We start from the raw sequence: 12531 nt of genomic DNA on the forward strand, positions 1-12531 counted from the left end.
CGCCGCCGCTGCGGCCCGCCCGCGCGATCCCTAAGTTCTTGGCGCGTGAGTGACGAAGCTGCCCCTGAACCAGAGATGCCACCGCTGCTGGCCAAGGCCATGGCTGCGAGGGAGGCGACGCTGGACGAGGCCCGGCCCGAGGCCGTGGCTCGCCAGCACGCGCGTGGCCGGTGGACCGCCCGGGAACGGATCGCCGCGCTGTTCGACCCGGACACGTTCGTCGAGTACGGCCAACTCGCACAGCCCCAGATCCGCTCGCTGGGCGACGGGCCGGCTGACGGCCTCGTCATGGGCGTCGGGCAGGTGGACGGCGTGTCGGTGTGTGCCTTCACCTACGACTACACCGTGATGGGCGGCAGCCAGAGCCCGACCAACCATCGCAAGGTGGACCGGTTGATGGAGGTTGCCGAGCGAAACCGCTGGCCGGTCATCTTCTGGTCAGAGGGCGCGGGGGCACGTGCCACCGAGCTGTTCTACGAAAGCGGCACGGCGACTACCTTCATCCAGCTCGCACGGCTCTCGGGCCTGGTGCCGATCGTCACGATCCTGTCGGGGCCGAGCTTTGCCGGCCAAGCCAACATCGCCGGCACCTCCGACGTGGTGATTGCAACCAGGGACTCGACGATGGGACTGTCGGGGCCGCCGCTGGTGAGGTCGGCGACCGGCGAGGATCTGACCCCCGAAGAACTCGGCCCCATGTCGCTGCATGAACGGACCGGTGCTGTCGATCTGGTGGTCGACGACGAGACAGCGGCCCTGCAGACAGCTCGCAGGTACCTGTCGTACTTCACCGACGTGGCAGCTCCCCCGCCGCCGGTCGCCCACGACCAGACCCCGTTGCGCACGATGGTGCCCGAGAACCCCCGGCGCGCCTATGACGTGCGCAAGATCGTGGAGATCCTGGCCGACGAAGACTCGGTGATGGAGCTTCGCCCGCTCTTCGGGCGATGCCTGTCGACATCGCTGTGCCGCATCGAGGGGCACCGCATCGGCGTGCTGGCGAACAACCCGATGTTCGGTGCCGGTGCCATCGACTCGGAAGGCTCGGCCAAGTTCTCGCGCTTCGTCGAGCTGTGCAATGCGTACGACCTGCCGCTGCTGTTCCTGTGCGACACCCCCGGCTTCATGATCGGCACGGCTGCGGAGAAGTCTGCGATCGTGCGTCACAGCGCCCGCACCCTGGTGGCGATCAGCGCTGCCGACGTGCCGATCCTGGGCGTGATCCTGCGCAAGGCGTACGGCCTCGGCTACTACGCCATGGGCTCCGACGCTCTCGACCCCGACCTGTACGTCGGCTGGCCGACCGCGGAGTTCGGCGGCATGGGCCTCGAGGGCGCGGTGAACATCGTGTACCGCGACGAGCTCGAGGCTGCGCCCGACGACGCGACCCAGCGCGAGATCCGCGATCGGCGCGTCGCCGAGTGGAAAGAGCGCAATACCGGCCTGGAGTTCGCCCGTTCGTTCCTGCTGGACGACATCATCGACCCGGCCGAAACACGGGATCTGATCGCCCGCCTGCTCGCGACGTTCCCGCCGCCGGCTCCGCGCGAGGGGCGCAAGCACCCCATCGACCCCTGGTAGCCGCCCCGGCCGCTACTGCTGCTGCTGTGCGGCCTGCTGCTGGGCCGCCGCGTCTGCCGGCGGGCTCACCGCAACACGAGCCTGCCGGCGGATCGGTTCGGTCACCATCGAGACCGGCGCCGTCGGCTGGGCGATGATCACCTCCGCGTCAACCTTGGCGTCGGCCGCTCCGTTGAACACCCCGCGCACTGGCGGAATGTCGTTGTAGTCACGGCCGTAACCGATCACGACGTGGCGTTCGCCAACCGGCCCGCCGTTAGTTGGGTCGAGCGCATGCCACCCGTAACCGGGCACCGCGGCTTCGATCCATGCGTGGGTCTGCACCGAGATGGCCGTCGAATCGGAATCGCCATCAGCGTCATGGTCGGGACGCGTCTCATCGAGCGCAAACAGATACCCCGAGACGTATCGCGCCGGGATGCCGGTGCACCGCAGCATTCCCACCGCAAGGTGTGCGAAGTCCTGGCAAACCCCCCGCCCGCCGTCGATCAACTCCTCCAGCGTCACGCCGATAGCGGTCGAACCTCGCTCATAGGTGAGCACCGTGGGGACGGCCTGGGCGACTGCGAGCACGCGCTCACACACGTCATCAGCCGCACTGCGGACGGCCCACGAGGCCACCTCGTTGACCAGTTCGCCCCACTGCACATGCTGGGATGGCGCGAGGTACTCGATGTGGGAGTTGACGAACTGCTGGTCACTCAGCCGCTCGCAGCTCACCGGCGCCGGGGCGCCGTCGGCGGGCGTGGTCTCCACCGATGCCTCGGCCACCACCAGCAGATCGTCGTGCGGTGCGCGCATGCCCAGGTGATCGACGGTGGTGCCGAAGTAGTCGCGCGTCTGCAACACCCGGGTCGCCGGTGTGGTCGTCAACCGGTACGACAGCACCTGCTGACGCAGGTCGTCGCGGGGCCGTACCCGGATCTCGTTCTGCGATTCCGAAACGGGCTCTGCGTAGGTGAAGTGCAGCCGGTAGGCGATGTCGAGCCTCATCGCAGCCTGCCCGTCCCGTCGCCGGGGCGCACGAACTGCGCATGCACTTCGGCGAAGCTCGATCTCGCCACCGTGCTGGCGTGCACATCGGCGGCAAGCTCGGCCAGCGCCGAGCCCAGGTACGCCAGCTCAGCCTCGGGTTCGACCAGCAGCTCGTCGAGCTCGCCGTACTCCAGGTGCGCACGCAGTGCTCCGGCGCGACGGCGGGGGGTGGCGACGGCGCCCGCTGCCGCGGCCAGATCCTCCAAGCGCAGCTCCACCCGTCCGAGACACCACAGCACCGAGCGGGGCATCTGCTCGTGCTGCAGGAGGAACTTGGCAACTGCAGGCCACTGCGGCGAGTGCCCCAGCTCGCGCCGGGCGGCCTGCAGAGAGTGTGTGAACGCCAGCAGCCGGTTGCCGTCGAAGACGTCACTGCCGGTCCCGAGGCCCGACTTCAGCAACTCCACGGTCAGGATCGACCGCTCGAGCAGCCGGCCCGCTTCCATGAACGCGTAGCCCTCGTCGCGGCTCATCGACTCGGTCATCACGCCGCTGAGCGAGCGGCACCCACGCCGGGCAGTGATCACCGACATGCGCGACACCTCGCCGCCGGTTTGCTCCCGCGCGGCGGCACCGACAGACTTGGCGCTCTGCATCAGGATGTGGAGGCTGTTGGCCTCTTCCCACAGCTCCACCGGGATGCGATCGCGCACGATGCGCAGGTTCTCGCGTACGGCTTGCACCGCCGACACCACCGAGCCGGGATGCGAGTCGTCCGAGACCAGGAAATCCATGACGGCATACGGGCCGGTGCCAACCTGCGCGGCGACGAACTCGTCCTGCAGCCCCAAGGCCTGCACCAGCCTGCGCGAGGCCAACCGGGCCTCAGTGGCCTGGCGGTGCATGACCGCGTTGGTCTCCACAGACACGCAGCGGGCGATGGTGTCGGCCCTCTCCAGGTAACGACCGGCCCACAGCAGGGAATCGGCGTGGCGGGCCAGGATCATCGGGCGGAGTCCTGTGCTGCGGCGCCGTTCGAGTGGGCACCGTCGGCCAGCACCCAGGTGTCCTTCGAACCGCCGCCCTGGGACGAGTTCACGATCAGCGAGCCCTTGCGCATGGCCACGCGCGTCAGGCCGCCGGGGAACACCTGCGTCCGCTCGCCGGTGATCACGAACGGCCGCAGGTCGAGGTGGCGCGGCTCGAGCACGTCGTCGCACAGGGAGGCCAACGTCGACAGCTCCACTACTTCCTGCACCACCCAGTTGCGCGGGTCCCGCTCGATCTCGGCCCGGGCATCCGCCAACTCCTCATCGGAAGCGTCGCGGCCGATGACGATGCCGTATCCCCCCGACTCCCCGACCGGTTTGATGACCAGCTCGTCGAGCCGGTCGAACGCCGCCTCCCGCTGGTCGGGCTCCCACATCACGTAGGTCTCGACGTTGGGCAGGATCGGCTGCTCGCCCAGGTAGTAGCGAATCAGGTCGGTGACATAGGGATGGATGGCCTTGTCGTCGGCCACGCCGTTGCCGATCGAGTTGCACACCGTCACCGTGCCCGCACGCATGGCGCCCAGCAGCCCCGGCACGCCGAGCGTCGAGTCGGGCCGGAACGAGACCGGGTCCAAGAAGGAGTCGTCGATGCGGCGGTAGATCACGTCGACCGGCACCAGCCCTTCGATGGTGCGCAGGTACACAACATGCTCGTCCACGACGAGGTCGGGGCCCTCTACCAGCTCCACGCCCATCTCCCGGGCGAGGAACGCATGCTCGAAGTACGCCGAGTTGTAGATGCCCGGCGTCAGGATCACGATGAGCGGTTTGTCGCCCGACCCGGTGGGCGCCACCGACTCGAGCGCCGTGCGCAGCATCCGGCCGTACTGGCTCACCGGCTCGACGGTGTGGTCTTCCCACACGCGGGGGAACGCCTTGGTCATCGCCGCGCGGTTCTCGATGACATAGCTGATCCCGCTCGGGTTGCGCAGATTGTCCTCGAGCACCCGGTACTGGCCCTCGGCATCGCGCACCAGGTCGATGCCAGCGATGACGCAGTGCGCGTCGTGCGGCACGCTGACACCGAACGCGTTGCGCTCGAATCCGTCCGACGACTGCACCAGCCACGCAGGCACGACGCCGTCGGCCATGGCCGCGCCCTCGCCGGTGTAGATGTCGGCCAGGAACCTGTTCAGCGCGGTGACGCGCTGTGAGAGGCCCCGCTCGATCTCGCGCCACTCTGCTGCGGCGATGAGCCGGGGGAACAAGTCCATCGGCCAGGTCCGCTCGGTGCCCTGCGAGTCGCCGTACACGGTGAAGGTGATGCCCTGACGGCGGAATTCCTCTTCGATGATGCCCTCGCGGCGCCGCAGCTCGGCCGTGTCGAAGTTGGAAAATCGCTCGACGATGGCCGCGTAGACGGGCCGAATGGAGCCGTCGCGGTCGAACGCCTCGTCATAGGCAGGGAACTCGGCGTCAGGCTTCCGCAGTTCCGCCATGGCCCATTTGATAGCGCGTCAAGGTGTGCGCACGTGTCACCAACGCTCGTGACCCGCTTGAGATCGGTTCTTGCCGGCGTTGAGTCCGGCGAGCGCGATCAGTGCTCGGCGATGGTTTTCTCCAGCATGTCGATGGTCTCCATCGCGCCAAGGCACTGGGCGACTGACGCATTGGGCTCACGCCCCTCGGTGATCGCCGAGATGAACTCGCGGTCCTGCAGCTCGATGCCGTCGCTGGAGATCGCCACCCCCGACAGGTCGACCGGGTTGTCGTAGCCGTCTACCAGATCGTCGTAGCGGGCGATGTAGGTGCCGTTGTCGCAGATGTAGCGGAAGAACGTGCCGAGCGGCCCGTTGTTGTTGAACGAGAGCGACAGCGTGCACAGCGCCCCCGACGGCACGCTCATGCCGATCGTCATGTCCATGGCGATGCCCAGCTCGGGGTGCGTCGGCCCCTGCTGTGCCCAGCCCGAGGTGATCAGTTCGCCCGTCTGGTAGCCGAAGAGATCCACCGTGTGGCACGAGTGGTGCCACAGCAGGTGGTCGGTCCAGGTGCGGGGCTTGCCCATGGCGTTGCGGTTCTCTCGCCGGAAGAAATAGGTCTCGACGACGAGGTGTTGCAGCGTCAGCTCGCCACGGCGGATTCGGTCTTGCACCCACTGATGGCTCGGGTTGAAACGCCGGGTGTGGCAGACCATTGCGGTGACGCCGGTCTCCTGCTGGGTCCGCACCAGCTCGGAGCTGTCGGCGAGATTGTCGGCCATCGGGATCTCGACCAGCACGTGCTTGCCCGCCCGCATGGTCTGGATGGCTTGGGCTGCGTGCATCTGTGTCGGGGTTGCGAGGATCGCCGCATCGGCGTCGAGCGCCAACGCTTCGGCCAGGTCGGTCGTCCACCGCTCGATGCCGAACTCGTCTGCGAACGCCTCAGTGTCGTCGGCGAGGCCGCCCACTATGGCGACCACCTCGACATCGTCAATCCGCTGCAGCGCAGCGATGTGCTTGCGCCCAATAGCGCCCTCTCCGGCAAGGATGATCTTCACCGCACTCCCCTGTCCGCTGGCGGCCCCGACCCTAGGCGGACCTTGTGACGATTCCGATTTGATCGCTCGGCGCAAACAGACCTACCGGGCAGAATCTGAAGTCAATAGCCTCGGTTGGCCGAGGGGGCGCCATGGCGACGACACGCGACTACGACGACATTCCTGGGACGTACGTCTTCGACGGCCGGCGGTCGCAGCAGGGCTACCACCTGAACATGTTCTGTATGAGCCTGAACGCCGAGGCCAACCGGGAGCGATTCCGGGCAGACGAGGCCGCCTACGTCGACGGGTTCGATCTTTCGCCTGAGCAGCGCCAGGCGGTCTTGGAGCGGGACTGGCTGGGGATGCTCCAGCAGGGCGGGAACATCTACTACACGTTCAAGCTGGCGATCTTGGACGGGCTGTCGATGCAAGACGTCGGCGGCGCGATGTCGGGTGTCAGCGGTCAGGAATTTACGCAGATGATGATCGACGGCGGCCGGTCAATCGAGGGCAACCGTCGCGTCGGCGAGTCCGCAGCGACAAGCGGCTCTGCAGGGGGCACGCCATGACCACAGTCGTCGGCGGCATCGGCACTTCACACGTCCCCGCGGTCGGGGCTGCCATCGACCACGGCAAGCAGGACGAGCCTTACTGGCGCCCCTACTTCGAGAAGATTCAGCCGGCCCGCGAGTGGATGGCCGCACAGCAGCCTGATGTCTGCATCGTCGTCTACAACGATCACGCGTCGGCGTTCTCGCTGCAGCTCATCCCGACCTTCGCTCTCGGCGTAGCGGCCGAGTTCCAACCAGCGGATGAGGGCTACGGACCCCGGCAGGTCCCGACGGTGCAGGGACATCCCGAGCTGGCCTGGCACATTGCGGAGTCGCTCATCGGCGACGAGTTCGACATCACCATCGCCAACGAGATGGACGTCGACCACGGCCTCACGGTGCCGCTGTCGGTCATGTTCGGCGAGCCCGACGCTTGGCCGTGCCGGGTCATCCCGATCTGCGTCAACGTCATCCAGTACCCGCCGCCGTCAGGCAAGCGATGCCTCAGTCTCGGGCGGGCGATCCGGCGAGCGCTCGACAGCTACGCCGGTTCCGATGCCGACTCGCTCAAGGTTGCCGTCTTCGGCACCGGCGGCATGTCGCACCAGCTCCAAGGGGAGCGGGCCGGCTTAGTCAATGCAGAGTTCGATCTGGCGTTCATGGACGAACTGGTCGCCGAGCCCGACACCGGCTGCCTGCGCCCCCACACTGCATACATCCGCGAGGCGGGCTCCGAGGGCATCGAGCTGGTGATGTGGTTCGTGATGCGGGGCGTGCTCGACGATGAAGTCGACGAGGTGTTCCGCATGCATCACGTGCCCACCTCCAACACCGGCAACGGCCTGCTGATCCTGCAGAACGCCAGAGGCCGAGCCGCTAGGCGAAGCCGTGGCCCGAGCGGCCCGTGAGCGAAGCGAACAAGAGCGGGAAGCACGGCAGCGCTAGACCTCGAGCGGCAGACCGACGTACTGCTCGGCGAAGGCGATCTGGGCCGACTGCGACGTGGACAGGTGGTACAGCTCCTGCTCCTGCGCGCGCTGGTCGAAGTCGCTCATGTCGGGGAACCGGTGCAGCAGCATCGTGAGCGACCACGAGAACCGCATGGCGCCCCACACCCGCCGCGACGCCATCTCTGAATAGCTGTCGAGGTAGCCGTCGTCGCCACGCTGGTAGTGATCGACGAAGGCCCGCGCCAGGTAATGCACGTCGGAGATCGCCAGATTCAGGCCCTTGGCACCGGTTGGCGGCACGATGTGCGCTGCGTCGCCGGCCAGGAAGAGGCTGCCGTAGCGCATGGGCTCGGAGGCGAAGCTGCGCAGTGGAGCGATCGACTTCTCGATCGACGGTCCGGTCTCGATGAGCGCCGCCTTGTCGGCAGGGATGCGAGTCAGCAGCTCAGTCCAGAAGCGGTCGTCGGGCCAGTCGTCGATGGTGTCAGTCAGCGGGCACTGCACGTAGTACCGGCTCAGCATCGGGTTGCGCATGCTGCACAGCGCGAAACCCCGCTGATGGTTGGCATACAGCAAGTGCGGCAGCGGCGGGGTTTCCGAGAGGATGCCGAGCCAGCCGAAGGGATAGTCCTTCTCGAACTCGGTGCGGACGCTGGCCGGGATGGCGGTGCGGCTCACGCCATGAGAGCCGTCGCAGCCAGCCACGAAGTCGCAGTCGATGCGCTCGCTGACACCGTTGGCCACGAAGGTCACCGACGGCCGGCGGGCGGGGTCGCTGATCTGTACGTCGTGGGCCTCGAAGATGATCGTGTTGCCCGCTGCATCTACTGCCTCGTAGAGATCCTCTTGGATGTTGGTCTGGCCGTAGGCCATCATCCGGCGCCCGAGCAGCTCATGGGAGTCGATCGACAGCATTTCCGAGCCACGCCACGCGATGTTGATCGTGTCGTGGACCTGGCCCTCGCGGTCCATGCGCTCGGCCAGCCCCGCATCCCGCAGGATCTCCACCGAGCCCCATTCCAGGACGCCAGCGCGAATGCGTGCCAGCACGTAGGCCCGTGACTGCTGCTCCAGCACGACATGGGAGACGCCTGCTCGGCCCAGCAGGTGCGACAGCAGCGTTCCCGCCGGTCCGGCACCCACGATGACCACCTGCGTCTTCATCCGCCGTCCCTAGCCGAAGTCGTAGAGCGTCTCTGGATTGGTGACCAGGATGAGGTTGCGGGTCGACTCGTCGGGGGCGAACGCCGCCAGGGTGTCGACGAGATCGCCGTCGTCGGGCATGTGGCGCACGTTGGGATGGGGCCAGTCGGTGCCCCACAGGATCCGGTCTGGTGCAGCTGCGATGAGCGCTTGGGCGTAGGGCACGACGTCGTCATACGGCAGAGTTCCGCCGGCGGTGAGCCGCTCGGCGCCCGACACCTTCACCCATGCGCGCTCGTCCCTCATCAGGTCGAGCAGCGCCTCAAATGGCTCTTGGCCGAGCCCGGCGGCAGCGTCGACCCGGGCCATGTGGTCGATCACGTACGGGCAGGGCATCCGGTCGAGCAACTCGGCGTAGCGCGGCAGATCCTTCGCATCGAAATGCAGCACGATGTGCCAGCCGAACGGCTGCACCCGGTCGACGAGGCGCCAGAACACGTCGAGCTCGGGCGCGCCGCCGAGGTGAGCGACGAAGTTGAAGCGGGTGCCGCGGACCCCGGCATCGTGCAGCGCGCCGATGTCGGCCTCGCCGAACGACTCGTCGATCATCGCCACGCCGGCATAGCGGCCCTTGCCTCGCACGAGCGCGTCCACCATGGCGGCGTTGTCGGTGCCATGGCAGCTTGCCTGCACGAAAACGGCCCGCGACAGCCCGAGGCGCTGCTGCAGCACCTCGAAGTCGTCGATGCCGGAATCGGGCGGTGTGTAGGTGGCTTCGGGGGCGAATGGGAACCGGTGCGCCGGGCCGAAGATGTGGCAATGGGCATCGGTGGCGCCCGGAGGCGGTGTGAACGCCGTGGGAGCGTGCGGCTCGGGGTGCGGCGGCAGGATCGTGCGTGCCTTCATTCGCTATCGCCCGATGAGGCGCTCCTGGGAAAGACGATGCCGTCGAACAGCTTGCGGGCTGTGCGGACGATGCCTGAACGGCCGACGACGGGGCCTGTGGGGCCGTCTGCGAGCTCGACGCGGGCGATGAACGTACCGGTGGGGTGCTCGATCTCGACAAGATCGGGGTCGTCACCGGGCTCCAGGAGCTCTGCGCCGACGCCGCCCGGCAGGCGCAGGGCAGTGGCCACGCTGACCGCGCCCAGCACACCGATGGCCTCATGACAGCGGTGCGGGATGAACGTGCGGGTGCAGATGTGGCCGCCCGCCCGAGGCGCGGACACCAGCGTCATCTTCGGCACGGTCGTGGTGCTGACGTCGCCCAGTTTCATCAGCTCGCCAGCCCGTAGGCGGATGTTCTCCAAGCGTCGCCGGAACAGCTCGTTGGCCTCAAGTGCGGCTGGCGATTCGGCGCCGGCGATGCCCAGAGCAGCCGCCCGGAGCACAACCGTAGGCATGCCGTTGTCGATGCAGGTTGCTTCGATGCCGTCGATCGCATCGGCGACGGCACCGGTAGGCAGCAGCGCCCCACACGTCGAACCCGCGGTGGCCTCGAAGTCGAGACGTACCTCGGCCGCCGTGCTCGGCACGCCGGAGATCGCGGTGTCGCCGTCATAGACCGGAAGTCCCACGTCAAGCGGGAAAGACGCCGTCGCGACCGAGTCGCTGTTCGCCATGCGAATCCGTACCTCAGCCCCGGCGCCGCTGACGGCGACGAGTCCGCGCTCCACTGCGAACTGCCCCACACCAGCCAGCAGGTTGCCGCAGTTCTGCCGGTCGCTGACCGAGCCATCGTCGACGCCGACCTGCAGGAACAGGTAGTCCACGTCAACGTCGGGGTCAGACGATGGCGACACCAGCGCCACCTTGGACGTCAACGGATGCGCGCCGCCGATGCCGTCGATCTGGCGCGGGTCGGGCGAGCCCATCACTCGCGCCAGCAGCGAATCACGCTCGTCGGGGTCGTCGGGAAGCTCGCCGGCGACGAAGTAGGTGCCCTTGGAGGTGCCGCCCCGCATGACCATGCAGCGAACGCCCGAGGCTGCCGGGTCATGAGGGCCTGCACTCACTCGATCCACTCCACGCCGAGGTCGATCAGCTTCTGGCGCAGCCCGTACATGTCGAGCCCCAGTTCGCCTGCTTGCAAGCGGGCACGGCTCACCGTTTCGTTTTCCAGCCGGGCGTTGGATTGCTCGAGCGCCCAGTCGGCTTCGCTGCGGGGCACCGCCACCACGCCGTCGTCGTCGGCGCAGATGACATCGCCCGGTTCGATGATGACGCCGTTGATGCTGATGGGAACGTTCACCGAGCCTGGGGTGTTCTTGACCGTGCCCTCGCATGACACGTGCCGGCTCCACACCGCGAAGCCCATGGCGCGCAGGTCCAGGGTGTCGCGGACTCCGGCGTCCATCACGAGGCCCACGACGCCGCGAGCCATCAACGACGACGCCAGCAGGTCGCCGAACATGCCGTGCGTGGACGGTGCCGTGTTGGTGACGACCAGCAGGTCCCCCGGCTGGCAGATCTCCACAGCGGCGTGAATCATGATGTTGTCGCCGGGATGCGAGAGCACGGTGACCGCGGACCCGCCGACCTTGGTGCCCTGCTGGATGGGTCGCAGATCGGGGCCGAGATAGCCGCGGCGGCCGATTGCCTCGTGCACAGTGGCGGTGCCGGCATCGCCGAGACCCGCGATGACCTCGCTGTCGGTCCGCTCGATAGTGCGCTTCACGATGTGCTGAGCCGCCATCATCCCTCCCGGTCTCTCGCCGCTGCGGCACTCTTCTGGGCTTCCAGGACTCCAGCCAGCCGCGGGTAGACCCGCAACGCATTTTCGCTGAAGATCATGCGGCGGGCATCGTCGCTGAGGTCTGCGGCGTCGATGTAGCGCTTGGTGTCGTCGTAGTTGAAGCCCGTGGTGGGGTCGATGCCCCGCACCGCGCCGACCATCTCGGATGCGAACAGGATGTTCTGCGGCGGGATCACCTCGACCAGCGTGTCGATGCCGGGCTGGTGGTACACGCAGGTGTCGAAATACACGTTGCCGAGCAGCGACTCGTCGAGCGGCCGCAGGCCCATGTCCTGGGCCATGCCCCGGAACCGGCCCCAGTGATACGGCACCGCTCCCCCGCCGTGCGGAATGACGAATCGCAGCCCGGGATGGTCGGCGAACAGGTCGCTCATCATCATCTGGACGAACGCCGTGGTGTCAGCCCCCAGGTAGTGCGAGCTGGTCGCGTGGAAGTTCGGGTTGCAGGTGCCGCTGACGTGGATCATGCCGGGCACGTCCAGCTCGGACATCGCATCCCACAGCGGCCACCAGTAGCGGTCGCTCAGCGGCGGGCCGGTCCAGAAGCCGCCGGAGGGATCGGGGCTGACGTTGCAGCCGATGAAGCCCATCTCGGTGACGCAGCGGCGCAGCTCCCGCACCGAGCTGTCGATCGCCGCACCGGGCGATTGGGGGAGCTGGCAGACCGGCACGAAGTTCTCGGGAAAGAGGTTGCAGACCCGGCGGATGAGGTCGTTGCAGTGCTCTGACCAGAACCGGGACGTGTGCTCGTTGCCCTCGTGATGGCCCATCCACGACGCCCGCGGCGAGAAGATCGTCAGGTCCGAGCCGCGCTCACGCTGCAGGCGAAGCTGGTTGTGCTCGATGCTGTCGCAGATCTCGTCATCGCTGATGTCGAGCACGCCTTTGGCGCCGACATGTTCCGGATCTGACTGGAGCGCAGCCCGCTGCGCGTCGCGGTACTCGCCCAACTGCGGCGGGGCGGTGGTGTAGTGGCCGTGGCAGTCGATGATCACTGCAGCCTCCTCCCGCTGAGATTTCCCGCATTGGTCACGCCGGCACACTCGCGGCGCTTGCCCTG

The 12531-nt window shown here is 67.5% G+C and carries 12 protein-coding genes; 3 read left to right on the forward strand and 9 right to left on the reverse strand.

Annotated elements, in window-relative coordinates; genetic code table 11:
• Positions 1–45 precede the first annotated feature (45 nt).
• Complete coding sequence (locus VI480_RS13640; protein WP_323673409.1) at positions 46–1581, forward strand: acyl-CoA carboxylase subunit beta; 1536 nt, start codon at positions 46–48, stop codon at positions 1579–1581.
• 12 nt (positions 1582–1593) lie between these two features.
• On the opposite strand, the gene VI480_RS13645 is transcribed toward VI480_RS13640, so the two are convergent.
• From VI480_RS13645 to VI480_RS13660, 4 genes are all read right to left on the reverse strand, one after another.
• Positions 1594–2574 (reverse strand): transglutaminase family protein, encoded by a 981-nt coding sequence (locus VI480_RS13645; RefSeq protein WP_323673410.1) that lies wholly within the window; start codon positions 2572–2574, stop codon positions 1594–1596.
• Complete coding sequence (locus VI480_RS13650) at positions 2571–3563, reverse strand: alpha-E domain-containing protein (RefSeq protein WP_323673411.1); 993 nt, start codon at positions 3561–3563, stop codon at positions 2571–2573. The genes VI480_RS13645 and VI480_RS13650 overlap by 4 nt, the downstream gene beginning before the upstream one ends.
• On the reverse strand, positions 3560–5047 hold the full coding sequence (locus VI480_RS13655; protein ID WP_323673412.1) for a circularly permuted type 2 ATP-grasp protein: 1488 nt from the start codon (positions 5045–5047) through the stop codon (positions 3560–3562). Before VI480_RS13655 ends, VI480_RS13650 begins: the two co-directional genes overlap by 4 nt.
• A 98-nt stretch (positions 5048–5145) precedes the next feature.
• Positions 5146–6090: a Gfo/Idh/MocA family oxidoreductase gene (locus VI480_RS13660; RefSeq protein WP_323673413.1), complete on the reverse strand. Its 945-nt coding sequence runs from the start codon at positions 6088–6090 to the stop codon at positions 5146–5148.
• A 131-nt stretch (positions 6091–6221) separates the two neighbouring features.
• Here VI480_RS13660 and ligA point away from each other — a divergent pair, with 131 nt between their 5' ends.
• Both ligA and VI480_RS13670 read left to right on the forward strand, forming a co-directional pair.
• Complete coding sequence (gene ligA / locus VI480_RS13665) at positions 6222–6641, forward strand: protocatechuate 4,5-dioxygenase subunit alpha (RefSeq protein WP_323673414.1); 420 nt, start codon at positions 6222–6224, stop codon at positions 6639–6641.
• A complete protein-coding gene (locus VI480_RS13670; RefSeq protein WP_323673415.1) occupies positions 6638–7531 on the forward strand; it encodes a class III extradiol dioxygenase subunit beta in 894 nt (297 codons plus the stop codon). Before ligA ends, VI480_RS13670 begins: the two co-directional genes overlap by 4 nt.
• 33 nt (positions 7532–7564) lie before the next feature.
• On the opposite strand, the gene pobA is transcribed toward VI480_RS13670, so the two are convergent.
• Genes pobA through VI480_RS13695 form a run of 5 tightly spaced genes read right to left on the reverse strand, consistent with a single transcriptional unit; the run spans position 7565 to position 12466 of the window.
• Entirely contained in the window at positions 7565–8737 is a 1173-nt protein-coding gene (gene pobA, locus VI480_RS13675) for a 4-hydroxybenzoate 3-monooxygenase (RefSeq protein ID WP_323673416.1), read from the reverse strand.
• Positions 8738–8746: 9 nt separating this feature from the next.
• Complete coding sequence (locus VI480_RS13680) at positions 8747–9622, reverse strand: amidohydrolase family protein (RefSeq protein ID WP_323673417.1); 876 nt, start codon at positions 9620–9622, stop codon at positions 8747–8749.
• Positions 9619–10686, reverse strand: a complete 1068-nt coding sequence (locus VI480_RS13685; RefSeq protein ID WP_416246701.1) for a 4-oxalomesaconate tautomerase — start codon at positions 10684–10686, stop codon at positions 9619–9621. The genes VI480_RS13680 and VI480_RS13685 overlap by 4 nt, the downstream gene beginning before the upstream one ends.
• A 41-nt stretch (positions 10687–10727) precedes the next feature.
• On the reverse strand, positions 10728–11411 hold the full coding sequence (locus VI480_RS13690) for a 4-carboxy-4-hydroxy-2-oxoadipate aldolase/oxaloacetate decarboxylase (protein WP_323673419.1): 684 nt from the start codon (positions 11409–11411) through the stop codon (positions 10728–10730).
• A complete protein-coding gene (locus VI480_RS13695; protein WP_323673420.1) occupies positions 11411–12466 on the reverse strand; it encodes an amidohydrolase family protein in 1056 nt (351 codons plus the stop codon). Before VI480_RS13695 ends, VI480_RS13690 begins: the two co-directional genes overlap by 1 nt.
• Positions 12467–12531 lie beyond the last annotated feature (65 nt).

Origin of the sequence: Candidatus Poriferisodalis multihospitum (genome assembly GCF_028283155.1) — a bacterium.
Taxonomy (GTDB): Bacteria; Actinomycetota; Acidimicrobiia; order Acidimicrobiales; family Poriferisodalaceae; genus Poriferisodalis; species Poriferisodalis multihospitum.